The organism is Psychrobacter nivimaris (assembly GCF_043419765.1).
Lineage (GTDB): Bacteria > Pseudomonadota > Gammaproteobacteria > Pseudomonadales > Moraxellaceae > Psychrobacter.
Map to the genome: position 1 here is coordinate 609,208 of NZ_JBHOFX010000003.1, position 24,888 is coordinate 634,095.

The window sequence follows — 24,888 nt, forward strand, 5'->3', positions numbered from 1 at the left end:
AAATCCTTGTTAGCAGTGGGGTGGTCGGTGAGTATTCTTAAATATTAAAATAGAGCTATCATTTACACATAAAAAACCTCAGAACGACGCTGAGGTTTTGGTGATTCTCTCTACACCAGCAATAAAATACGACATTTGCGCGTTGATAAATAATACTTTATTATCAATGACACTCTGTATTAGGAAGATACTGATGTCGTTTGCCCAAGTCTATACCCGTTCGGTGGTTGGTCTGCATGCTCCCAAGGTCATCATTGAGGTGCATCTATCGCAAGGACTGCCCGCATTGACCATCGTTGGGCTACCTGAGGCCGCCGTGCGTGAGAGTAAAGACAGGGTACGCTCTGCCATTCTTAATTCAGGTTTCCAGTTTCCTAACCGCCGCCTCACGATCAATTTAGCCCCTGCTGATTTGCCTAAAGATGGCGCGCGTTTAGACTTACCAATTGCTATCGGCATACTGGCAGCAAGCGGACAGCTTGAGCCAGAGGTACTATCAGGATTTGAGTTTATTGGCGAATTAGCGCTCAATGGCCAGTTGCGACAAGTAACTGGTAGTTTGGCAGTCGCACGAGCAATCAAAGCTGAGAAATTGGCAATAGCATTGTCGCAGTTAGCAGCGAGTGACCAAGGGCAAAACAATCCAGATACCTCGCCGCCGACAACACCACAACTGATCGTACCGATTGATAATGGTCGTGAGGCCAGCCGCGTTGATGGCGTAACGATACTAGCTGCTCAGAGTCTAAAAGCGGTTTGCGACCATCTACAGTCGCTCGTTGACCCAAGTGCAAACTATGAGAGTTTAGCAGTGGTACAGCCAAGTCTTGCACAGCAGCATGTTGGCTATCAAGTGGATTTAGCTGATGTCAAAGGACAGCATCATGCTCGCCGCGCGTTAGAGATTGCCGCTGCGGGCGGTCATTTATTGTTATTTACAGGGCCACCAGGGTCAGGTAAGACGCTTATGGCATCACGATTGCCAACGATATTGCCAGACTTGAGTGATGAGGATGCACTAGAGGTTGCCAGTACCTATTCGGTGGCAGACAGCGATTATGACTATGGGACGCGGCCGTTCAGACAAGTGCATCATACGATCTCGGCAGTAGCACTAGTCGGTGGTGGCTCACGTCCCAAACCAGGTGAGATTACACTAGCTAATAAAGGCGTTTTATTCCTAGATGAGTTACCAGAGTTTGATCGGAGTGTGCTGGAAGTATTGCGTCAGCCGCTAGAAGCCAAACAAATTACTATTAGTCGCGCTAACTCTCAAATGACTTTTCCGGCGAATTTTCAACTGGTCGCTGCGATGAACCCTTGCCCATGTGGCTATGATGGCGATACATCAGGACGTTGTCGCTGTCGACCTGAGCAGATCAAACGCTATCAAGACAAACTATCTGGGCCTCTCTTAGATCGTATTGATTTGCATATCACCGTACCTGCATTACCGATTGCCGATTTGCAAAATAGTCAGATAGGTGAAACCTCTAAGCAAGTACGGGCTCGCGTAGTGGTCGCGCATCAGCATCAAATGCAGCGCCAGCAAAAGGTTAATAATGAGCTTAGCCCTAGCGAAATCGATGAATATATCCAGCTAGGCGACAATGAAAAGCAGTTATTGCAACTTGCTCAGCAGCGTCTAAATTTATCAGCGCGTGGCTACCACCGAGTATTACGAGTAGCGCGTACAATCGCGGATTTGGCTAACAGTACCGACATCAACAGCGCCCATGTATCTGAGGCGCTGAGCTATCGCAGTAAAGCGTAATCCCTATTTGAGAAAGTTACACCGTGATAATTGATAGATTCCATATACACTAAGCTCTATCTTTCATAATCCAAGCAACCAAGTCAGCAAAGTGGTCAAATGCTTCGGTCGGATTTAATTCGCGAATATCTTGCCCGTAGTTATAACCATAAGACAGGCCGAGCGTGTCCATATTGGCGTTCTGTCCAGCCAACATGTCGTTTCTAGAGTCTCCAATCATCACTGCTTGCTCGACACTAAAGTTGAGAGTCTCACAGACGTGTAGTAGGGGCGTTGGGTCTGGTTTTTTGACAGGCAAACTATCACCGCCCATTACCGCGCTAAACAAATCTTGCCAGCCAAATGACTGTAATATTTTCGGTACAAATCGAATGGGCTTGTTGGTGACTAAAGCAAGTGTATAGCCAGCAGCGTGCAGTTGTTTTAGTCCGTCATCGACATCTGGATAGGCAACGGTTTTACTACCACTAAGATTCTTATAAGCCTCAAAAAATATTTGCTCTGCGTGATCGGCTTCCTCGACCGTTAGCTCACCCTCTGCTACTTCTACTTTACCAACCAAAGCGCGCTCTACGAGCAGTCGTGAACCATTTCCTATCCAGTTCCGTATCATCTCGATAGGGTAGGTATCTTTGCCTAATGTGGTTAGCATGGCGTTGGTGGCGTCGGCCAAATCGGGTACGCTATCAATGAGTGTTCCATCAAAATCAAAAATTAAAAGCTGCTTATTCATTGTTCCTCACTATTGGAAATCGTTATATTTATTATATTGGCCATACCTTAGCACAGTAGTATTTCGAGACCAGTCAATTTAGTTATCTGTTGTGCTGAATGTCTTGAGTATTAGCAACTATTCGACATCTTTATAGCGTTCACGATGCTCTTTTTTCATTCTTAAATAGTCTTCATTTTCACGGCACTCGTCCCATTTAACTTTAAAGATCCGTGCAGATTCTGCTTTGACTGGGTCTTCCTCTTGTCGTGGCAATTCTTCGCGGCCATGAGCGCCGCTTTGACCTTTTTTATCATCAGGTACTGCGCCTTTATATTTTTTACCACTTTTATGATTGGCATAGCGACGAGCACGGGTATAGCCCATTTGGATAAACTTGCGCGCCATATCTGCGCCGACGAAGTCATTATCAGCCAAGTAATCTAAAAACATCTGATAGATAGCTTCACTGCTCTCGCGGGCGATGTCGGGAGTCGCAAAACGCCAATGAGGTAAAATCTCAGACTTATAAGGCTCTACCAGTAATACGCCTTGCTCACCGCGACCGACACGGTATAACTCAGGCTGAGCGCGCAAATCCAAACTCTTATAATCCAAGTCGTAATCAAACTCTCTCATATCTATGACCTATTATTTTTATCTACTCGTATATGGTTATTGAGTATACTTAGCCAAACTGTTTAGAAAAAAGCACAAAAATGTTATGCAACCGTGACAGTAGGTATTTAGCATCAAGAGCGTTCAGTAGAAACGGTTATGGTAAAGTCAGCTGTGAGACTTATGAAAGCTATGAGTATGACGAATAAAATGCTACGAGAGATGTTATGTTGAGAAATAAGATAAGTGTAAATGAGCTGAGCCGCTTGCTATTACCCAAAAACATACTTGTAGCTTGGCTATTGCTAACGATAAGCGTACTAGCCAATACGACCGCCCACAGCGCGTGGTTTGAACGTTTGATTCCGCAAGGTGAGACGTATACGGTACGCGAGATAGATCGCGATTTGGCATTTGTGATAGACGGCTTTATCTATGATGCGCGTACATCTTGTTTTTTAGCAGTGGGTGACCGAGTGATATTTTTTGAGGGGCGTCACGGTATTGATTACCGCGCAACTATATACGACTTGGATTCGCGTGAGCGCTGTAATTTACTACTGCGTGGTCGGTTGTACGAATAGTAGTCGGCTATACGAATAAGAGCAACATATGAATAGAACGAACGCTAAAGAGTACGGTAAAATTTAAACATAAAAAAGCCCCGAACATTGCTGTTCAGGGCTTTTAGAATTCTATTAACGAATGGTGGCTCGAGGCAGGATCGAACTGCCGACACACGGATTTTCAATCCGTTGCTCTACCTACTGAGCTATCGAGCCGTCTTCGTTGAGGCGCTATTAAACTAAATATAGGCTCAGCTGTCAAGCAATTTTTGCATTTTATCGAATAAAAGGCGATAAATAATTAGATATTGGCAAAATTAACCGTTTTAGCGCTCAGTTTAGTCTTTTACACGCAACAGTTCGTACTCGCTCATGATGCGGTGAATATCAGCGTCAGCAGGGATAAATTCACGTACGCCTTTTCTAACTTCGCAATCATAGACCAGTTTAATAAACTTGGCATCGATAGCACGTTTACGATTCTCCGGATGGACAGTGAGATATTGCAGGCGCTTAGCATTGGTCTGCCCGTCATCAAAGCAGGCGACAGCGGCGATAGGCTTATCATTGAACATCCCGACATAGAGGTACTGTCCACGTTTAAACCCTTGCTCAACGATATTTAATACCTCGAGACCGTCAGGCTGTGCATCATCACTATCGTACAACGCTTGCAAGCGCTCTGCTAGCTCATTGTCGCGAGCAGGTTTTTTGATAAGTGGCGCATCCAAACTATTAATGGCGATCGCTTCTAAAGGCATAGCAGTTCCTATAAATAGAGGGTTTCTATAGTATAAATTAGCAATATAAGACAGCACGATGTCATAGCGTGTAGTGCCGTAAGTAAGGGTCTTCAAAGTCAGCGCGAGTCATGATTGATAATACTGAACACACTATTTTAGCAGAATGAGGTGATTTTGTGCGTGGTTTACCGCTTGGTCGTGGCAGTAAATGTTAGGGTTTGCTATGATGAGGCTATATAATATTTGGTATGTATAAACCCTAATATGTTGATATCTTTTGTATATATCATTTTTTAATACATTTTTTGCTAAGGTCTGTCCCAGACACTAGTAAAATATTTTGGGTAGGTTTTTGCCTTATTTATTGACCGCTTTTCACTGATAAAAAACTGATAGAGAGTAGCCATGACAGCCAATGCAACGACGACTGCTGCCACACCTGAGCAAACTGAGTCAAAAAACGTAAATCTATATGGTCGCCCTGAACGTATCGCGACCGTTGAACGTATCACTGCCGAAACGCAAATCACCTGTACCGTCAATCTGGATGGTACAGGTAAAGGCACGGTAGACACTGGCGTACCATTTTTGGATCATATGATTGATCAAATCAAGCGTCACGGTTTGTTTGACTTAGACATCAAATGTACCGGTGATACGTTTATTGATGACCATCATAGCGTCGAAGACACTGGCATTACCCTTGGCCAAGCCTTTAACAAAGCATTGGGTGACAAAAAAGGCATTCGTCGTTATGGGCACTTTTATGCGCCGCTAGATGAGTCATTGACCCGTGCTGTCGTCGATCTATCAGGTCGTCCTGGTTTGCATATGGACATTCCATTTACGCGCTCGCACGTCGGCCGTTTTGATGTTGATTTGTTCAGTGAGTTCTTTTACGGGTTCGTCAATCACTCATGGATGACCGTGCACTTAGATAATCTAAAGGGCAAAAATAGCCATCATCAGATCGAATCAACCTTTAAAGCCTTTGCTCGTGCATTACGTATGGCCTGTGAATACGATGAGCGTGCGTTGAACACCTTGCCATCGACCAAAGAGGCTTTCTAAGGCGCATTTAAGGCTCTTCTACGGTGTCAGTCAAGCTTGGCGTACTAGTTGTACAGCCTTCGCTTGACTTCCTTGTAGCAAAACCTTATCTACACCCGCGATAATAGAAAGGGCAATAGCCAACAATATAAATGGCTAACGATATAAATAGTAAAGTAGTCAAAATATTTAAAAATGAGAACCAATCGATGACTAAAGTAGCACTACTAGATTATGGTATGGGCAACCTGCACTCTGCTAGCAAGGCCCTATCGGTAGTCGGGGCAGAAGTCTCTATCACCAATGATCCAAAAGTTGTGGCAGCGGCTGATAAAATCGTCTTCCCTGGTGTGGGTGCGATGCGTGACTGTATCGCTGGCATGTGTGATGCAGGCATTGATGAAGTGATACGTCATGCGGTGTTTAACAAGCCCGTTATGGCCATCTGTGTGGGCATGCAGGCGTTGTTTGAGCAGTCAGCTGAAAATGGTGGCACGGACTGCCTAGGCATCTTAAACGGCACTGTAGAAGCGTTTGACCCTACGTGGAAAGACAAGCAGGGTGCAACGATAAAAGTACCGCATATGGGCTGGAATACCATTAGCGGTATGGATTTTGACCATCCGCTTTGGCACGGTATCGAAGACAACGCGCATTTTTACTTTGTGCATAGTTATTACTGTGAGCCTGCTGATAGCTCACAAATAGCGGCGGTATGTGACTATGGTCAACCGTTCTGTGCCAGTGTGATCCAAGACAATTTATTTGCCACCCAGTTCCATCCAGAAAAGAGCCATACTGCTGGCTTGCAACTGCTCAAGAATTTTGTAGAGTGGGATGTGTAAGTAGGCGATAAACGTGAAGTGAATATTTAATTTAGTAGAAGGTAGATTATCAATTGTATAATCTGCCTTTTTTATGCTCAGCCGTCACTTTGTAGCTGCCATTCTTTAGCTATTATAGTTTAGCCATCATGGTTTAGTGATACGCTCAGTTATTTTCTACTCGCTTATATTTGGAATATCTCAGTGGATTTTACTGCCTTTAAAATGAATGTTGTGGAAACAACGGGCCTTGCCAAAGATGCCTTACATATCTATGTCGGTGTCGGTGTTTATCTGCTGTGTCTGGTTGCGCTGCGTCCTATTATCAAAAGCCAAGGTATTCGGTCATTTATTGCTCTGATCGTCGTGACTTGCATTGCGCTGTTGGGTGAGTATTTGGACAATCGAGATACGATTGAATCGCTTGGCTTGACAGGCTTAAGCCGTGATCAGATACTCGCGAGTATCCGCGACTTGATTAATACCTGTATGCTGCCGTACGTGCTCTTTGCCCTGAATAAGTGGACAACCATATTTCGACCAACCAATAAATCGACTTCATTGACCAAACGCCATAAAAAAACGGACTATTAATTAGTCCGTTTTTTCGTTTTGCTATTTGAATTTATAATTCTAGCAGCTCATCTTATTTCTTGGCTTCATCATACAGCTCACGTACGACTTCACCAATCGCTTTGATACCATCAGTGAGCGTCTGCTCATCGGCGGCGATACTCATGCGGATACACTCGTGCGCATGCTGATAATCGCTAACATCGACACCAGGGAAGAAGTACTCACTTGGCACAATAAGCGTACCTTTTTCTTTGAGTCGCTCGTATAGATCCAGCGTGCTAATCGGCAAGTCTTTAAACCATAACCATAAAAATATCGCGCCTTCAGGCTTATGAATGACCAGAGGATAATCGCCCAAGGCTTCTTTTAACAGCTTCACCGCGAGGGTCGCCTGCTTTTGATAAAACGGCTTAATCTCATTATCGGCTAACTGCTTAATACGGTCGTTTTCTACCAGTGGCGTGGCAATTGCTGCACCAAAGCGTGTCGGCGCTAGATTGACCACGGCATTCATCGCGCTAACCGCTTCAATGACTTTCGCATCGGCCACGATAATACCAGTACGCATACCAGGCAGACCAATTTTCGACAGGCTAAAGCACAGAATCGTATTATTATCCCAATTCAGGTGCGCGTCAGAGTAGATGATATTGGGGAAGGGCATACCGTAGGCATTATCGATGATAAGGGGTATGTCATAACGTTTGGCAATCTCGGCCAAATGCGCCATTTCTTCATCAGTCAGCACGTTGCCCGTCGGGTTGGTCGGGCGTGAACAGCAAATCGCGCCGATACGACCTTCCTTTAGCGCTGGCAAGTTTTCTAACGCGTCAAAATCGACACGATATTTAAAGAAGCCTTCCTCACCATCATGCGTCACTTCATCGATATGTGGTAATACGGCGGTGAAATGCTGACCTTCCACATGCACATCGCTATAGCCAATATACTCAGGGGTCAATGGCAGTAGAATAGACTTGTCGATAGACTTGCTATTCTCATCAGCGAACGCACCGCCAAACAGATTAAACAGATAGAAGAACGCATTCTGTGAGCCATTGGTCAGGGCGATGTTTTCTGAAGTCAGATTCCAATCATAATGACGGTTAAAGAAGCCAACCAACGCATCGATAAAGGCGGCATCCCCTTGCGGATTAGAGTAGTTCGCCATGCTGATAATCGCGCTACTATTAGGCACGCCTGTATCGTTATCAACACCTAGCGCCTTATATGTCTCCAAAAACAACTCATTGACGGCATCAATTTTGGCAGGGTTACCACCGCCCAGCATATTGACAGGCTGATCGCTTTTTAGCGCATCGCCCAGATCATCCATCAATTGTGAGATGCCAGTGGGCTGGGTAAATTTTTGACCGAACTTTGAGAATTTCATAAGACTACCATGCTGTTTTGGAGGATGTTGTAAGAAGGGATTTGATTGATAAAAGTTAGGCTAGTATAGCAAATGAGGGCTAGGTAATCCCCCCAATAAATAAGCAAACTGGATGGTTGATATTGGTTTATATGCTTATACGTTCTGTGCAGCAAAAAACGCCTTCTACAGGAATAGAAGGCGTTCTGTTTTTGTAGCTAATCCTACTTTGCGCTTGTAGTTGACCATCTATGGCGCACATCCAACCAATCCACTACTGCAATCAGGGCCGACATACTCCTCTCGTAGAATTTTGCAGTAGTAAATATAGCTTTACTCACAGACTGTACTTTGAAAAGTTAGTAGCGTGAGTTATAACAACAATGTTGGGATGGTAAAAAACATAGATTATTGAAAATAAAATAATTTTTAACGATAGATATTAACCTTTGTATATGTAATGATATGACATTTAAGAAGCATCGCTATTTAATCAATTAGAAGACTTTATATGCAAATAATAGAACTTGAAGTTAATAAACTATATGGATACATAGATAAGAAAATAAATTTCTATGAAGATATTAATTTACTTGTTGGTATAAATGGAGCTGGAAAGACTAGTATATTAAACATACTGAATTGGTTGTTACAGCCTGCTGTGGCAAGACTAAGCGTGACTGAGTTCAATAAAATAACTCTTAAGTTCTATTATAAAAATACTTACTATAGTTTAGTATGTGAGCATATTAAAAATGAATTAATATATAGCTTATACAGTAGTGATGGTGAAGAGTATTACCCCTTGAATGTGCCTATATCTCACCATCCAAAAATTATAGGAAATAATAGAGATATAGAAACTCATCTCATGGATCAGTATAAGTATTTACGTCCTGACGAAAATGAAGAAAAAATTTGGAATTTTATACATAGCTTACCTAACCCTGTAGTTATTGGTTTGGATAGAAGCATATATGCTGAGGAATCCAATGGAGAACTATATATATCAAATAACTCTAATATAAATAACTCTGAAAGTTCAACAAGTCATGATAGTCCTTTAGATAGAATAAAAAAGATAGTTAATATGAATTATAGGAGAAGAAAAAATTCGATATTGACTATGACAAATAAATTGAAAAATTCACTAATGATATCGGCTTTTGATGAAAAGATTACCAAAAGTATATTAAATGATAAGGATTTTAAGCTCATAACCACAGAGGATATTAATTATTCTGAAGCTAAACTTCGAAAATATTTTAGAAACTTAGAAAAAGAAGTAGGAAGTGGTAAGGATAACATTAAAATAGATAGATACTTTGAAAACCTTAAGTACGTTGTACGAGATTATGAAAACAATAAAGAAGATGAAGTATCTGAAATTATTTATAAGCTTAATATTAACCAGTTTTCTAAAGTAGAAGATTTGTTAAAAGATTTTGAAAGGTTTGAAAAAAGAACTCATAGTGTGATGAGAAAAATAGATGAATACTTAGATACTTTAAACTTTTTTCTTAAAGATTCGTCTAAAAGAATAGTTTTTAAAGAAGATACATCTGAAATCGCTTTTCATACATTGGACAAACAAGGAAATATTTTATTAAAGAATAAAGATATTAGAAATCTATCTTCAGGTGAGCAACAGATCCTTATACTTTTTTCATATATTGCCTTTAATAAAAATGAAGGGAGAGTTTTTATTATCGATGAGCCCGAACTATCATTACACATAAAATGGCAAGAGCATTTTCTCGAAAAACTGAACATAATTAGGCCTGAAGGTACTCAGTTAATACTAGCGACACATTCACCTATTTTAGCTAACAAGATGAGAAACAAAGCTATACTTTTACTACCTTATACAGAAGAAGGTAGGTAAAATATGTTTGGATTTCCAGAACTTACGAACTCTTTTCTTTTAGGTCAAGATTTATTTTACCAACAATTTAATAAAGTAAATTTTTATGTAGAGGATACGGAACAGGAAAACCTATATTATCAGATTTTGAAAAATCTATTTCCAAATATAGATTTCGACAAAATATTTCCTTTAAATGGCAAAGATAATGTACAGGACGCTGCTAGAGAAAATCTTAATTGTAAAGATAAGGTATATATTGTAGATTTAGACTTTGATGATATATTAGGAAAAAAAATATATTTGAGAAATCTTTTTTATTTAGAAAGGTATTCAATTGAAAATTATCTATGTAATGAAGAGTCAGTTTGGGAGCTAATAAGAGAGAAAAATCCAAAATTAAAAAATTCAGACATAAATTCTATCGTAGATTTCAATGTCTTGAAGTACCAATGGAAGCATGCTTTTGAGAAACTGAATGCTTTATTTTTGATAATTAATAAATATAGTTTACCAGATTCATATTACGGTATAGAGTGTTATAGGGACTATATTATAGAGGATGATGAACTGTCACTCAAAGGTTCATTTATTGCCACATATCATGAAAATGTGAAAAATAGTTTTATCAACATGCATCCTTCGTTGGATTTTAGAACGGCCTTTAATGATAGTATACGTAATTTCAATAACTTAGAGAAGATTATAGTTACTACACCAGGGAAGTATATCCTAAACTTATTAAAACATCAGCTTAGAAAAGAAAAGCTAATCGATGAGTGCGAATTAGAAAGTTTTACTTATAAACTTTCTAAAGCATCTAGCTTTGAAAGCTTGTTTCCTGTTAGAGATAGAATAGTTATTTTTATAAACTCTTAAAAAAATATATGAGGCTATCCTAGATAAGGAAAGTTGTTTAGGATAGCTCCAAAATTTGAGTGCTAAACTCCAATTGGAGAAGAAGTCTAGCCCAGATCGATAAGAATATATTGACGTAGACAATAATGATAGGGACTATGGATGATTGTGGTTGCTTGCATGGGACACACCTAAACGTAGTAGCACACATACCAGCGGTAAAACAGACTAAATAGTAGCAAAAAGAGTGATTAGCTACTTAAGCCATTCAAACCCCTAAACCATCGCCCTGACCCGTGCCATAATCCCACGTCCAATCACCAATCTCACATAAATAATGGCAATGGCAAACAGTAATACAACTAATGCTGCACCGCCAATCGCCAAGCTCGTCCACGGCACACTAAACTGTAGATTAAACCATTGCGTGATGGCTGCCCATGCGCCAACGCTAGCGATAACCACCGCAAAGGTCGCCGCACTAATACCAAGCACGCCCAGCTCTAAAATATTGAGCATATACAAGTCGCGCTTTTGCATACCGAGCAGTCTAAATGACGCACTGTCCTTCATACGATCTTGCGAAGTAGACAGCAGCGAGCTGATCAGCACCATGACCCCAGTGAGCAGGGCAAGCAAGGTGAACACATAGACCAAGCGGCTCATTTGTACCACCAGCTCTTGAATTTGCTTTGCGATGGCAGTGCCATCGATCGTGGTGACAGCAGGGAACTCGCGTACCAGTTTGCCTTGTAGTTCTGGAATGGCGTCTTCTGTTACGTGGACAGTAGCAAACTGAATCTGCGGCGCAGCGGACAGCACGGACGGCTCAAATAAGAAATAGAAATACGGGCTTGGGCCACGCTCATAGCGCGTGCGAATACTGGTAATTTGCCCGATGATTTCGATACCTTGAATGTTAAAACGTACCTGATCGCCCATGCCGACATTGAGCATACCTGCAGCAGTGTCCAAGATAGATAAGGGTTTGATTTGTTCATTTGCCGCATCGATAGGGGTGTATAGCGCGTCGTCAGTGAGCGATTCAGTGATGTATTCGGTATCCATGACCGTATCTGCATAGCTCAAGTTAAAGACACGCGTGGGATCATCAAACCCATCAGCAGGCTCGATATCTTTTGCCGCCACATCATTGGCCGTCTCCACACGCGCACGAATGACTGGATAATAAGTGACGGGCGCTTCAATGATCGCATCAATCTCATCATGTTGATCGCTCTGCACATCGAGCAAAAACAGATTGGGTGCGTCTTCAGGATAGGCATTGATAAACTGCGCATTGATACTATGATTGAGCGTGGTGATAAGCGTCAGTACCGCCACCGATAGCGATAAGGTGACAAAGAACAACGCAGATTGGTTGCCCTTGCGCGCCAGATTATGAATGGCGATACGCTGCATCCAGCTGACCTTGGTATTGCTCGCTAACTTGTTAAGCAGCCATAGCCACCCACGCGCCAATAGCCAAAATATCGCCACAAAGCCAATCAAGCCGCCCAATAACTGCGCGCCTAATGACAGTGAACCCACTTCATAAGCAAAGAAGGCATATAACCCTGCCAGCACCAAGCCATACCATAGTAGTGGCACGCGTCGATACCAAGGCAATTTTTGTGTTTGCGTGCTTGCTCCTTGATTGAGTAGGGTAGCGGGTTTGGTCGTGCTAAGTGCGCTCAAACCACGCTGCGCAATCAGCAACGTCAGGGCTAAGGCAATCACAATGGTTTTAATCGCACTGATTGGATTGATGGCTAGACCGACGTCGGCAGGCAAGATAGCCACCAGATACGGCTGACCGATTTTGAGCAAGCCCAGACTAAGGGCAACCGCTGCGACACAAGCAATTACGGTCGTGATGATAAGCAGCTGATAGTAGCTGCGTTTGAGTGAGCCAAGTGGCTCTCCGAGCGCCAATCGAATGGCATTATTGGACTGCTGCTTACTGACAAACGCACTAATGACGCCGTACATGGCGACAGCAGATAGTAGCAACACCGCGATGACCAATAATTTTAAAAACATCAGCACATTATCAGAGATACGCGATACCGAAGTATCTGCGGACTCAGCATCAGATAGCTCGATATCAGGATAATTGGTCAGGATATCTGTGAGCTTGTCACGTTGAGTGGTTATTAGCTCTGGGTCGCCTGCCATCTCAATACGATAGTTTATGCGGCTACGTTGACCCAATAGGTTGGTCGATGGGAGTGCATCTTGTGTCATCAATACACGTCCACCAAAACCAAAGGTGGTCAGTGGACGGTCAGGCTCTTTGGTCAGTACATCACTGATCGTAAATTGCCCATCGCCAATGGTGATACGGTCGCCGACATCGGCCTGTAGACTACTGAGCACTTCTGGCGCGACGATCACACTGTCAGATGTTAGCTGATCCCACAGTGGCTGTCCTGAAGCAAGCTCCGCTGTGCCGTATAGGGGATACGACGGAGAGACGGCTTTGACGCTGGCAAGCAAGGTTTGCTCATCATTGACCAGCATGGCGCTAAATTGATAGTCATACACGATCTGTGTATTAGGGATAGTTTCTACCTGTGACAATACTTCGCTTGGCCAGTCTTGCTTACTGTTTAGGATTAGATCCCCACCAACGAGCGCGCGCTGATTGTCATTGATGTAGCTATCGACAGACTGCTGCACAGAGTCGAGGGTCAGGTAGGTTGCAAGCGACAAGGTCAAGGTCAGTAGAAACAATACCGGATATACCCAGCGCTGCCACCAACTACGGCTGAGTGCTTGCGAGCCTAGTGTTTTAAAGCCTAGGGTACGGGTAAATAGTTGACTAAGGATGCCGCTAGGATAACTGGACTCTTGATGCATACTGGTATCAGTCTTTTTTGTATCAGTCGATTTGTTGTCTGTGGGCTTAGTATTCATTAAGATACAATCCAGTTATTCATGTAGGTACAATGCGGCCGTCATGCATGGTGATGACGCGATCTGCCATCTCGGCAAGTGCAGGATCGTGAGTCACGACCACCAGTGCCGAGCCAACCTGTTGGCGTAAATCCAATAGCAGCTGCATGACTTGATCGGCGTTTTGCTCGTCTAAATTGCCCGTTGGCTCATCAGCAAACACAATCTTTGGGTGCGATACCAGTGCTCGTGCCACTGCTGTACGCTGCTGCTCACCACCTGATAATTGATTGGGTAAGCTGTTACGTCTATGACCTAAGTCGACCGCATCTATCAGCTCGTCTACCCGTGATGGATTTGGACGTCTGGCAATATCAAGTGGAAAGGCGATATTTTCAGCGACGGTCAGTGTGGGAAGTAGATGAAATGACTGAAAGACAAAGCCCATATCCTGCTGACGAATGACGGCTAGCGCATCCTCGTCAAGACTGCTAAGCATTTGACCTGCCAGCGACACCGTACCACTATCGGGATAGTCTAATGCTGCGAGTAAACCTAACAAAGTAGATTTACCCGAGCCTGATTTACCCATGATGACCACAAACTCGCCAGCATTAACGTAGATATCTACGTCTTTAATGATGGACAGATTTTGCTCACCGACTTGCACGGTTTTATTTAATTGTGAAGCGGTCAGTAGGGATTGTGTCTTAGCGTCTGCTTGTAGCGTTGCTGTGGCAGTCGAAGATGATGATGTCATTACAGTATCTCGTTTAATGGTCTCGTTAAATAGTCTCGTTTGTCTTATTTTTTGTCATATTGTCTTGAGCAGTCGTAGCTGTGTTATCGGTATCGGTTGTTTTTAGCTCTTCTAGTTCTTCTAGCTCTTTTAACTTAGGCTCTAGAATAGGCAAGATATTGTTGTTAACGATAATCTCGTAGCCTTCTTTGGTCGGATGAATCGCATCAGCTTGGTTAAGCTCTCGGTCACCGCCGACGCCCTCTAAAAAAAACGGAATAAGCGTCAGGTTCATATCTTTCGCAATGCGAGGATAAATGTCTGAGAATGCCGCAACGTATTCACTGCCTAGATTGTCATAGATCGACATACCGCCTAAGATGACGATACTGCCATTGTCTTGCAGGAGCTTAACCGCAGTACGAATATTGGCTTCAATTGTCGCTACATCGATACCACGTATCGCATCGTTAGCACCGATGGTCAATATGGTGATGTCGGGTTTGGTTTGCGACACCCAGTCCAATCGATTGACCAATCCCGTACTGGTTTCACCGCTTAGACCTGAGTTGATAACTTTGGCATTAGCGTAGCCCATCTCTTGTAGACGATCTTCTAACTGAGCAGGGTAGTTGTCATCTTTGTCCACTCCCAGACCTTCTGTCAGGGAGTCACCAAGCGCTAGAATAGTAAGTGATGAGGATTTGACCTGTTGATCAGTTGTTGCTGAGGTTTCAGTGGCTACTGGAGCAGTGCTGGCTTGACTGTTAGTCGCTTCAGTACTGGTACTCTGCGTATCATCAGCAGATGTCGTTTCAGCATCTTTTTGACAGCCACTGATAGCCATTACAGCCGCGAGCATAGCGATAGCAGGCAAGCGCTGAGCAAAACGAGAGGGAAATGTCATCATGGGTGTTATGTCCTATATGCAATCAAACCAGTGTCTAGTCAAATCCTATCTAAACCAGATACAGTAACAGTCGGATGAATCGTCAGGCTCGCTCAGTCTACTATTGGTAGTACTTTCACTCACCTTCCTTTTATCCGGGTTATATTGAGTATCCAGATTATATTAAGTATCTAAGTTATATTGAACTGACTATAGCAAAATAAGACAGCGACCTATATTGCCCTAAGGTTAATTTAAGACCGCTTTATTGCGCGTTAGCAATCATGGCCTTATGAATAACAAAGGCTTATAGCAATCAAATATATTTACCATCGACCATTACTGGACGACTAACAAGCCAAGCAATCACGACGTTGACAATCATCAGTATCAGCATAATAAAAAGCGGCATACTCCAACTACCAGTCATTTCATGTAGCCAACCTGTACCTAACGGTCCAAAAAACGCAATGACATAACCCACTGCTTGAGCCATACCAGACAGCTCACTTGCCTGATTGGTCGTATAGGTGCGCATAGAGAACAGCATCATGCTCAAGGTAAAAATCGCTGAACAGCCCATGCCCATCATGCCTGACCATAGCCATGCCAAGTCAGTCGATAGATAGCTGACGCCCAATATGCCAACGACATTTAGCACAGCGGCGAACACTGCTAGCGCTTGAATAGGGCGGCCACGATTGACCAGCCAAGTTAAACTTAATATAGAGACTGGTGCCATAAACTGAAATACAGAACCCATTTGTCCAGCACTGACGGCAGATAGTCCCTTACTGACCCAAATCGATGGTAAAAAACTGGCAACGGTGTAAAACAATAATGACTGCAATCCCATAAAAATAGCAATCTGCCACGCAAAGGTGGTTCGCCACATGGAGATATCAGAAGAGCCTAACGCCGCAGGAATAACCGCTTGATGGTTGGATGAACCCAAACGTACACGTAAGAACAGCCAGATAACAAAGGCAAACACACCTAGTATCGTCCAACCGCCTAATGCCCACTGCCAACCAACTTGCTCAGATAACGGTAATACGACGCCTGCGACGATACCTGCTGCTGTGGTCATCGTCAGACTAAACAGACCAGTAATCAGCGGAATATGTTGCGGGGTACGCTGCTTAATGACAGGCGCTGCTAAAGTATTAGCGAAGCCGATAGCGAGGGTAAGCAACAAAGTACCAATTAAAAACCCACTCCATGTCGGAATAACGGTACGAATAATCATCCCTACCGTTAACAGTCCAATCATGGCAATCAGTGTGTTCTCAAGCCCAAATCGTTTGCCAATCGTTGGGGAGATCAGAGCCCCAACAGCAAAGCTCAGCATAGGAACCGCCCCTAGCCAACCTATCTGAAATTCAGAAATCTTGAGCGCGTCTTGTACCACTGGGGCGATAGAGCCAAGCGCCACGATAGGCGCCCGCATATTGGTCGCCAGCAAGATCATGGCACACAGTACCAACCAAAAGGTGAAGCGCGAGGAAGGTCGATTGGATGAAGAGGGTAGTTTGGATGAGGTAGACATAGCAGCACAACGATGACAGCGGAAAAGAACACGTTATTAAACAGCGTCAAGAAATTGCCGCTTATAAAATAACACCAGAAAGCATTTACTCAGATACGTACCTAGACGGTAATCGATATCGTAAATTAGACCGAAAAATATATGTAGCGCGTAAGACATACATTCGCTGAACTGACTTTGCTAAATTGGCAGGCAGCTTAGTAAAAATGTATGGGTAGTTACTTCGAGTTACGGCTATAGAACAGTGATAATAAGAGATGGCGGTAATGACAAATCTTAAATAAGCAGTCTTATCGCACAATAAAAATAGCGCCAAGTCACTTCTGAATGACTTGACGCTATTATAAGAACATATGTCAGGTAAATGCTACCAGCGTATGGTAACCAATAGGCTATTAAACCGATTTACCCAATTGAGCAGCTCTCAATGCATTCTCTTGTTGTTCGGCGATTAGTGAATCGCACTTATTGGGATCATTACCACAAAACGAGCAATTTTCATCACCCATCAATTTGGCAACACCGCCACAAGACCCTCTAAGCGGCTTTTTTTTGACCATATAACCGACGCCCATAAAAATGAAAAATAGGACAAATACGGTGAAAGTAATGGCAAGCATAGGAAGCAGTTGGCTAAGCATAGAGGAAACCTCATTTTAAAAAATAGGGCAGTTATTAATAGTATTACCTAAGTCAATGACAGCTAAGCACCGTTAATAACAACTGTATAATAGTATAGCAAATTTTAGTGCGGCTCGTTGTGCGTTAACGTATTCTCTTGTTTCACATCTATCACTTACCAGTGGCGTTGAGAGTTTGCCATCTAGAGCTTGGAGAACGTTTAGAGCTTTTTATCAGCACGTAACGCTTTCATCGCTGGTGTCTGTACCACTTGCCAATCGTCAATGTTATCGTCAGCAGCTTCGTTGGACATATCGTCAGAACCCTTTGCTTTTACATCGTCAGCTAGTACCACGAACATAGCCGCTAGATTTTGCGTTTTAGCGACGTTTAGTGCCTTGTGATAAGGCATCGCGGTAAGGGCGGTTGCCCATGCATCTGCCAACGCGACAGAGTCCGCTGCGACAGTGACTGAAGGTGCACCACCTGCAATAGGGTTGCCCGTTGTCGGGTCGATAGTATGGCTATAGCGTTTGCCATCGAATATGACAGAGTTGCGATAGTTGCCAGAGGTCGCCAGATGCATTTGGCTAGCCGTATTCTTTGGTTGGCGAATAGCAGATATGGTCTGACGTTCGCTGACCGTACTGCCTTCAATAGGGGCGTCAATCGCAATTTGCCATGGCTGCTGCTGGTTGTTCACACCAGAGGTGGCAATTTCACCGCCGATCTCAACCATATAATTACGAATTTGATAATCATCTCTCAACACATCAGCGATGACATCGACGCCATAACCTTTGGCAACAGCAGAAAAATCTAAACCAACGCCGTCTTTGGTCTTATAGATGGTATCGTCTTTTTTTATGATGCTCTCAAAATCGACCAATGCTTTGGCTTGAGCAATCTCTACTGCGGTCGGTGGACTTTGTAAACGCTCGACCGTCATGGTACTTCCAAAGCCCCAGGTGTTTACGAGTGGCATAACGGTAGGATCAAAAGCGCCACCGGATTGCTGATAGACAATTTTCGAGACATCTAGCACACGACTAAAATCAGCATCGATGGTGATAGGTTTGTCTTTGCCCAAACGATTGAACGTAGATATCGTTGAGTCGTTTTGATAAGTAGACATACTATCGTTAATTTGTTTCAGGCGCTCGTCTACCGCAGCTTGTATGGCAGCTTCGTCCGCATCATCAGGCAACTGATAGCTAATATGGTAGCTCGTTCCCATCGTCTCACCGATCAGATAGTTATAGTCTGGGGTTTGCTGGCAAGCGCTGAGACCTAAAGTACTAGCAAGGCTGACGACGCTTACTAATGTAAGGTGCAGAGGTTTTTTGGAAGATAAGCTGGATATAGTGTTTTTCATAATATTTTCGGTATGGCGTAGAAATGAGTAGGGTGTAAAACAAGCCACGCTTATTTTACACCCCTTGAACCCAAAAATACCAACGAAGGCACCATTCAGCGACAATTCGTTCGGTTAAGTAGCTTACTTCACTTGTGACTCACGTATGAGCTTATAGAGTTTTGGCGGAGAGACGCGGTTGACCCGTGTGGCCAGTTTTTCTTTGCGACCAGCGACGATGATATATTCCTCTCCCTTGGTGAGCGCCTTCATGACTTGTTTGGCAAACTCAGTCGCAGTCAGACCGTTATTGGTTGCTTCATCCATCGTACCCTGTGCGCTACCGTCGCCAGTCAACGCATTGATAGAGATATTGGTCTGAATAAACCCGGGGAATATCGTGGCTACTTCGATACCTTGGTCATGTAGCTCAGCACGCAAGCTGTTTGCCCACATATGCAGCGCTGCTTTGGCTGCCCCATAAGCGCCGCAATATTGTGTACCCAATAGGCCTGCTACACTCGAGACCATCACGACTTTGCCGCCGCCTTGTGCAATCATGTCAGGCAACGCAAGTCTAGTAAGACGCGTCTGAGCAAAGTAATCTATTTCCATGATTTGACGTTCAACTTTTTCAGCTGTGTCCATGATGAGCGAACGCTGACTGATACCAGCGTTATTGATGAGCCAGTCGATTTTTCCTGCCTGAGCTTTAGCAGTATCATAAGCTTCTTTGGTTTGATTGGCATCACTAATATCAAAAGGAACAACGATATGCTTGTTAGCGCGTTTGCAGCTGTTTTTGACCACCTCTAACTTATCGCTGTCACGTCCACTTAGAATAATCCTAGCTCCGCGTTTGGCGAAGGCAACGGCTAATGCTTGTCCAATACCACTAGAAGCACCTGTAATCCAAATGGTCAAATCTTTGTATTTCGTTTTCATAAGAGTCCTTTCTCAATGTTTAGATAGTCCATCATATAGGATAATAAGGCTACTCTACTAGCTAGATTTGTAGCCTACGAAGCCACGACTATGTGTAAAAATCGCACAAAAAAAGAGCCTCAATTGAGACTCTTTTTTATATTCTTAAACTTACTTTGCTAGATTAATTATCTAACTTAACCACCAAAATCATCAAGCATGATGTTTTCGTCTTCCACGCCCATGCTGTGTAGCATGTCGATTACAGCAGCGTTCATCATCGGTGGCCCACACATGTAGTATTCACAGTCTTCTGGGTTTGGATGATCTTTCAGATAGTTTTCGAGCAATACGTTATGGATAAAGCCTGTTGGACCTTCCCAGTTATCTTCTGGTAATGGGTCAGACAGTGCAACATGCCACTCAAAGTTATCGAATTCTTCTTCTAGCTGATCATAGTCTTCAACGTAGAACATCTCACGAATAGAACGAGCACCATACCAGAAGCTAATCTTACGATCAGTGTTCAAGCGTTTGAGCTGATCAAAGATATGCGAACGCATTGGGGCCATACCAGCACCACCACCAACAAAGATCATTTCAGCTTCGGTCTTCTTGGCAAAGAATTCACCATAAGGACCTGAAACTGTCACTTTGTCACCAGGTACTAAGCTAAATACCCATGAAGACATTTTGCCTGGTGGAATACCGTCAGGACCACGTGGCGGTGGACTGGCAATACGGATGTTAAATTTGATGAGACCTTTCTCTTCAGGATAGTTAGCCATTGAGTAAGCACGGATAACAGGCTCATCAACTTTTGAGACATAGTTGAAGATACCGAATTTTTCCCAGTCCTCTCTATACTCTTCATCAACCACAAAATCTTTGTAGTGCACTTCATGCGGTGGCGCTTCCAACTGTACATAACCACCAGCGCGGAAGTTTACTTCTTCGCCTTCTGGAATTTTTAGTACCAGCTCTTTAATGAAAGTGGCAACGTTATCGTTAGAGATAACTTCACATTCCCATTTCTGTACATCAAAGAACTCAGGATCAATCTCAATTTTCATGTCTTGCTTTACAGCTACCTGACAAGCTAAGCGCATGTGATTGCGGATTTCACCTTGAGTAAAGTAGCCTTCTTCGGTGGGTAAAATAGAACCACCACCTTCAATAACGCGGCAACGACACTGCGCACAAGTACCACCACCACCACAAGCTGAAGATAAAAATATACCTTCGCCCGCTAGCGTTTGTAGTAGTTTGCCGCCAGCTGGTGTCACCACATCATTATCGGGATTATCATTAATATGGATAGTGACATCGCCTGAACTGACCAGTCTTGAGCGCGCCGCCAAAATAATAGCGACGAGGCCCATGATGATCAAGGTAAACATAGCAACGCCACCAATCGCCGTAGCGTAATCCATGGTAGGTATCCTTAATCTATGGGGTAGGGGTGAGGGGGCATAATCTATGCTGTACCCAAACCTCTACCGAATAAATGAATTAAATAAGTCAAATAGCTAATGAAAGCTTTGATCTTAGCGGTTTAGATGGACATACCACCGAACGACATAAAGCCGAGCGACATAAGACCAACCGTGATAAAAGTAATACCAAGACCACGCAGCGGTGCTGGAATATCTGAGTATTTTAGCTTTTCACGGATACCCGCCAATGCGGTAATAGCAAGTGCCCAACCGAAGCCTGCACCCACACCATAGACAACAGATTCACCAAAGTTATAGTCACGTTCAACCATAAATAATACACCACCCAAGATGGCACAGTTTACGGTGATTAGTGGTAAGAATACCCCAAGCGCGTTATATAGACTCGGTACAAACTTGTCCAAGAACATCTCTAGGATCTGTACGGTGGCTGCAATCAAACCGATATAACTTAGCAATCCTAAGAAGCTCAAGTCGATATCAGGGAACCCTGCCCATGCCAGCGCACCATCTTTTAGGATGAACTGGAATAGTAAATTGTTTAGTGGAACGGTAATTGCCATCACGACAACAACAGCAACACCTAGACCAATCGCTGTAGAGACTTTTTTGGATACGGCCAAAAAAGTACACATGCCTAAGAAGTAGGCAAGCGCCATGTTCTCAATAAAGACTGAGGTTATAAATAAACTAACATAATGTCCCATTAGTGACCGCCTCCATGTGCCATGCCTTTAGACTGCGGCTTCATTACAAACTCAGCTTCTTCAACTTGTTCTGGTTTCCAGATACGGACAACAGCGATGAACAAACCAATGATAAAGAACGCTGATGGTGGTAACAGTAATAAACCGTTTGGTATGTACCAACCGCCATCAGTGACTGGCTGTAGAATCGTAATACCAAACCAAGTACCAGCACCCAATAGCTCACGGATAGTTGCGACGAATAGTAGTACTGCTGAGTAACCAAGACCATTACCAATACCATCTAAAAAGCTTGGGATTGGTGGGTTGCTCATAGCAAATGCTTCAGCACGGCCCATAACGATACAGTTCGTGATAATCAGACCAACGAAAACTGACAAACCTTTACTGACGTCATAAGCAACTGCTTTTAGTACCTGATCAACCAAGATAACCAACGAAGCAATAATCGTCATCTGTACGATGATACGAATGCTTGATGGAATCTGCTTACGGATAATCGAGATAAAGAAGCTTGAAAATGCCGTTACCAAAGTCAATGCTACACACATGACCATAGCGTTAGCCATGCTGGTGGTGACAGCCAATGCCGAACAGATACCAAGGATCTGTAGGGCAATAGGGTTATTATCAAAGATAGGCGTGGTTAAAATGCTTTTAGTGTCAGCCATGTTATGCCTCCTTGCCGTTTGCTACTGGTAGCTTGGCTGCCAATTCGGTTTTAGGTTGAGCTGCCAGCTTTGATTGATTTGCTTGCGTGTCTGCACCTTCAACCGTTTGGCTGCTCTTTTCGCGTAGCGTATCTAGATAAGGTTTATAACCTTGCTCGCCTAACCAAAACTGAATCATGTTGCTGACGCCGCGGCTAGTCAATGTCGCACCGCTGATGCCATCAACCCAGTTCTCTTTTGGGTTACCAGCTTTGGTTACACCAGTGGCAACGTTACCATTCTCGTCATAAGACTCGATACCGCTCCACTTTGCACGCCACTCTGGCTCTTCGATACGAGCGCCAAGGCCTGGGGTTTCTTTATGCTCGTAGAAACTGATACCTTTGATGGTATTCATATCACTTTCGAGCGTTAAGAAACCATAGATAGTGCCCCATAGACCGTAGCCTTGAATTGGCAATACAACCGTTTCTGGCTGACCTGCGTCATCATTTTTGACATAGACTTTGGCATATTTTGGCTTACGACCAATACCAGCAGGATCGTTGTCACCCAAGTCTTCACTTAAAGCTTGGTTTTTTGTCGCTTGACTGGCGTCATAAGCATTACGATCAGGGATGCCAGCAGTTTTTAGCGCATCGTCATCGAGATAAGTACCTTCGTTTAGATCAATGATTTTCACTTCAAAGTCTTTAAAACGTTCGGCGACATCATCTGCTGTATCAGACTCAGCGTCATACATATCAGCCGCAACTAAGATGTTTTTGTTGCGGTCTAAACGAGCGTTTTCAACTTGCGCAGGCTTTAGACCAACAGCCACTGCTGAGACCAACACTGAACACACCAAGCATAGCGTCAAAGCCACACTGATGGTTTTCGCGTTATTACTTTTGGGCTTGGACATAGCGAACCCTCCGAGCGGTTTGGCGTTTGATATTTGCTTGAGTCACAAAGTAATCAAACAATGGAGCAAATAAGTTGGCGAATAGAATGGCCAGCATGATGCCTTCTGGGAAAGCAGGGTTGATGACGCGAATCAATACGGTCATAAAACCAATCAAGATACCGTAAGCCCAGCGGCCTTTGTTTGTATGCGCAGCTGATACTGGATCGGTTGCCATAAATACAGCACCGAAAGCAAAGCCACCGATAACTAAGTGCCAGTAGAACGGCAAGCTCATCATCATGTTGTCTTCAGAACCAATCATGTTGAATACAAGAGACGTCGCAATCAGACCGACCACACAACCTGCCATAATGCGCCAAGAAGCGATACGCGTCCATAGCAACACTGCAGCGCCCATTAGGATAGCTAGCGTCGATACTTCACCGATACTACCTTGCATATTACCTAAGAATGCATCACTCCACGTGATGGCATTACCATAGACATCGACGAAGTCCTGAGGAACCACACCAAGGGCTGCAAGGCCAAGAGGCGTCGCACCTGAGAAACCATCTACTGCTGTCCATACTGAGTCACCAGACATATAGGCTGGATAAGCAAAGTATAAGAATGCACGACCCGATAGGGCAGGGTTAAGGAAGTTTTTACCAGTACCACCGAACACTTCTTTTGCGACAACCACACCGAAGATAATACCTAGGGCAACTTGCCATAAAGGAATATCAGGTGGTAGACATAATGCAAATAGAACTGAAGTCACAAAGAAACCTTCGTTAACTTCGTGTCCACGGACGACAGCAAAGATAATCTCACAGAGAATACCCACTGCAAACGTCACGATATAAATAGGCAAAAACTGCATCGCACCATAGACGAAGCTTGCCCAGATACTGTCTGGGTTATAGCCTGCCATGCTAGTGATCACAGTACGCCAGCCTTCAGGCTGCAAGCCAAGCTGAGCGATAGCGGTTAGTGCTTGATGACCAATGTTGTACATACCCCAAAACATCGCTGGGAAGGTACATAGCCATACAGTAATCATAATACGTTTTAGGTCAATCCCGTCACGTACATGTGATGATGCATAAGTGGTTGAGCTTGGTTGACGTAAGAACGTATCAAACATCTCAAAAATAGCGTAATACTTTTCGTGTTTGCCGCCTTTGGTGAAAGATGGCTCCATACGATCGAACATATTGTGTAAGAATTTCATCG

Annotated in this window: 23 protein-coding genes and 1 tRNA gene; 7 read left to right on the forward strand and 17 right to left on the reverse strand. The window is 43.6% G+C overall.

Annotated features, from left to right (window positions below):
- Positions 1-193: 193 nt before the first annotated feature.
- Entirely contained in the window at positions 194-1,774 is a 1,581-nt protein-coding gene (locus tag ACHEVO_RS09315; protein WP_394124708.1) for a YifB family Mg chelatase-like AAA ATPase, read from the forward strand.
- Between the two features lie 49 nt (positions 1,775-1,823).
- Here the strand turns inward: ACHEVO_RS09315 and ACHEVO_RS09320 are convergent, their stop codons facing one another.
- Both ACHEVO_RS09320 and ACHEVO_RS09325 read right to left on the reverse strand, forming a co-directional pair.
- Positions 1,824-2,507 (reverse strand): phosphoglycolate phosphatase, encoded by a 684-nt coding sequence (locus ACHEVO_RS09320; protein WP_394124709.1) that lies wholly within the window; start codon positions 2,505-2,507, stop codon positions 1,824-1,826.
- Positions 2,508-2,624: 117 nt separating this feature from the next.
- Complete coding sequence (locus ACHEVO_RS09325; RefSeq protein ID WP_394124710.1) at positions 2,625-3,125, reverse strand: DUF4385 domain-containing protein; 501 nt, start codon at positions 3,123-3,125, stop codon at positions 2,625-2,627.
- A 206-nt stretch (positions 3,126-3,331) separates the two neighbouring features.
- Here ACHEVO_RS09325 and ACHEVO_RS09330 point away from each other — a divergent pair, with 206 nt between their 5' ends.
- The gene (locus tag ACHEVO_RS09330) at positions 3,332-3,688 is read left to right on the forward strand and encodes a hypothetical protein (protein WP_394124711.1); all 357 of its coding nucleotides are present in this window, start codon (positions 3,332-3,334) and stop codon (positions 3,686-3,688) included.
- 122 nt (positions 3,689-3,810) lie between these two features.
- Here the strand turns inward: ACHEVO_RS09330 and ACHEVO_RS09335 are convergent.
- Together ACHEVO_RS09335 and ACHEVO_RS09340 are read right to left on the reverse strand one after the other, a co-directional pair.
- Positions 3,811-3,886 (reverse strand) — tRNA-Phe (locus tag ACHEVO_RS09335).
- Positions 3,887-4,008: 122 nt separating this feature from the next.
- A complete protein-coding gene (locus ACHEVO_RS09340; protein WP_394124712.1) occupies positions 4,009-4,431 on the reverse strand; it encodes a hypothetical protein in 423 nt (140 codons plus the stop codon).
- A gap of 387 nt (positions 4,432-4,818) precedes the next feature.
- Between ACHEVO_RS09340 and hisB the strand changes: the two genes are divergently transcribed.
- The 3 genes from hisB (at position 4,819) to ACHEVO_RS09355 (ending at position 6,881) form a co-directional block, all read left to right on the forward strand.
- Positions 4,819-5,484, forward strand: a complete 666-nt coding sequence (gene hisB / locus ACHEVO_RS09345) for an imidazoleglycerol-phosphate dehydratase HisB (protein ID WP_220455963.1) — start codon at positions 4,819-4,821, stop codon at positions 5,482-5,484.
- Between the two features lie 188 nt (positions 5,485-5,672).
- Positions 5,673-6,308: an imidazole glycerol phosphate synthase subunit HisH gene (hisH, locus tag ACHEVO_RS09350; protein ID WP_394124748.1), complete on the forward strand. Its 636-nt coding sequence runs from the start codon at positions 5,673-5,675 to the stop codon at positions 6,306-6,308.
- A gap of 204 nt (positions 6,309-6,512) precedes the next feature.
- Positions 6,513-6,881, forward strand: a complete 369-nt coding sequence (locus ACHEVO_RS09355; RefSeq protein ID WP_218870062.1) for a hypothetical protein — start codon at positions 6,513-6,515, stop codon at positions 6,879-6,881.
- A 52-nt stretch (positions 6,882-6,933) separates the two neighbouring features.
- Here ACHEVO_RS09355 and ACHEVO_RS09360 read toward each other — a convergent pair whose 3' ends face one another.
- Positions 6,934-8,256 carry a valine--pyruvate transaminase gene (locus ACHEVO_RS09360; RefSeq protein WP_394124713.1) on the reverse strand — a complete coding sequence of 441 codons (1,323 nt, stop codon included), beginning with the start codon at positions 8,254-8,256 and terminating at the stop codon, positions 6,934-6,936.
- A gap of 490 nt (positions 8,257-8,746) precedes the next feature.
- On the opposite strand from ACHEVO_RS09360, the gene ACHEVO_RS09365 reads away from it, so the two are divergent.
- Together ACHEVO_RS09365 and ACHEVO_RS09370 are read left to right on the forward strand one after the other, a co-directional pair.
- Positions 8,747-10,120 carry an AAA family ATPase gene (locus ACHEVO_RS09365; protein WP_394124714.1) on the forward strand — a complete coding sequence of 458 codons (1,374 nt, stop codon included), beginning with the start codon at positions 8,747-8,749 and terminating at the stop codon, positions 10,118-10,120.
- Positions 10,121-10,123: 3 nt separating this feature from the next.
- The gene (locus ACHEVO_RS09370; protein ID WP_394124715.1) at positions 10,124-10,978 is read left to right on the forward strand and encodes a DUF4435 domain-containing protein; all 855 of its coding nucleotides are present in this window, start codon (positions 10,124-10,126) and stop codon (positions 10,976-10,978) included.
- A 255-nt stretch (positions 10,979-11,233) separates the two neighbouring features.
- Here ACHEVO_RS09370 and ACHEVO_RS09375 read toward each other — a convergent pair whose 3' ends face one another.
- The 12 genes from ACHEVO_RS09375 to ACHEVO_RS09430 form a co-directional block, all read right to left on the reverse strand.
- The gene (locus tag ACHEVO_RS09375; RefSeq protein ID WP_394124716.1) at positions 11,234-13,876 is read right to left on the reverse strand and encodes an ABC transporter permease; all 2,643 of its coding nucleotides are present in this window, start codon (positions 13,874-13,876) and stop codon (positions 11,234-11,236) included.
- A 19-nt stretch (positions 13,877-13,895) separates the two neighbouring features.
- Positions 13,896-14,615, reverse strand: coding sequence for an ABC transporter ATP-binding protein (locus ACHEVO_RS09380; protein ID WP_394124717.1), 720 nt, complete (start codon positions 14,613-14,615; stop codon positions 13,896-13,898).
- A gap of 25 nt (positions 14,616-14,640) precedes the next feature.
- Positions 14,641-15,504 carry an arylesterase gene (locus ACHEVO_RS09385; RefSeq protein ID WP_394124718.1) on the reverse strand — a complete coding sequence of 288 codons (864 nt, stop codon included), beginning with the start codon at positions 15,502-15,504 and terminating at the stop codon, positions 14,641-14,643.
- Between the two features lie 295 nt (positions 15,505-15,799).
- Positions 15,800-17,032 carry an MFS transporter gene (locus tag ACHEVO_RS09390; protein WP_394124719.1) on the reverse strand — a complete coding sequence of 411 codons (1,233 nt, stop codon included), beginning with the start codon at positions 17,030-17,032 and terminating at the stop codon, positions 15,800-15,802.
- Positions 17,033-17,427: 395 nt separating this feature from the next.
- A complete protein-coding gene (gene nqrM / locus ACHEVO_RS09395) occupies positions 17,428-17,673 on the reverse strand; it encodes a (Na+)-NQR maturation NqrM (protein WP_057762175.1) in 246 nt (81 codons plus the stop codon).
- Between the two features lie 200 nt (positions 17,674-17,873).
- Complete coding sequence (locus tag ACHEVO_RS09400; RefSeq protein ID WP_394124720.1) at positions 17,874-19,028, reverse strand: FAD:protein FMN transferase; 1,155 nt, start codon at positions 19,026-19,028, stop codon at positions 17,874-17,876.
- A 123-nt stretch (positions 19,029-19,151) separates the two neighbouring features.
- On the reverse strand, positions 19,152-19,952 hold the full coding sequence (locus ACHEVO_RS09405) for an SDR family NAD(P)-dependent oxidoreductase (protein ID WP_394124721.1): 801 nt from the start codon (positions 19,950-19,952) through the stop codon (positions 19,152-19,154).
- Between the two features lie 176 nt (positions 19,953-20,128).
- Positions 20,129-21,364, reverse strand: a complete 1,236-nt coding sequence (gene nqrF / locus ACHEVO_RS09410; protein ID WP_102078341.1) for an NADH:ubiquinone reductase (Na(+)-transporting) subunit F — start codon at positions 21,362-21,364, stop codon at positions 20,129-20,131.
- A gap of 122 nt (positions 21,365-21,486) precedes the next feature.
- A complete protein-coding gene (nqrE, locus tag ACHEVO_RS09415) occupies positions 21,487-22,095 on the reverse strand; it encodes an NADH:ubiquinone reductase (Na(+)-transporting) subunit E (RefSeq protein WP_011281361.1) in 609 nt (202 codons plus the stop codon).
- The gene (locus tag ACHEVO_RS09420) at positions 22,095-22,766 is read right to left on the reverse strand and encodes an NADH:ubiquinone reductase (Na(+)-transporting) subunit D (protein WP_057762168.1); all 672 of its coding nucleotides are present in this window, start codon (positions 22,764-22,766) and stop codon (positions 22,095-22,097) included. Before ACHEVO_RS09420 ends, nqrE begins: the two co-directional genes overlap by 1 nt.
- Position 22,767: 1 nt before the next feature.
- Complete coding sequence (locus ACHEVO_RS09425; protein WP_394124722.1) at positions 22,768-23,670, reverse strand: Na(+)-translocating NADH-quinone reductase subunit C; 903 nt, start codon at positions 23,668-23,670, stop codon at positions 22,768-22,770.
- Positions 23,651-24,886 (reverse strand): NADH:ubiquinone reductase (Na(+)-transporting) subunit B, encoded by a 1,236-nt coding sequence (locus ACHEVO_RS09430; protein WP_057762164.1) that lies wholly within the window; start codon positions 24,884-24,886, stop codon positions 23,651-23,653. Before ACHEVO_RS09430 ends, ACHEVO_RS09425 begins: the two co-directional genes overlap by 20 nt.
- Positions 24,887-24,888 lie beyond the last annotated feature (2 nt).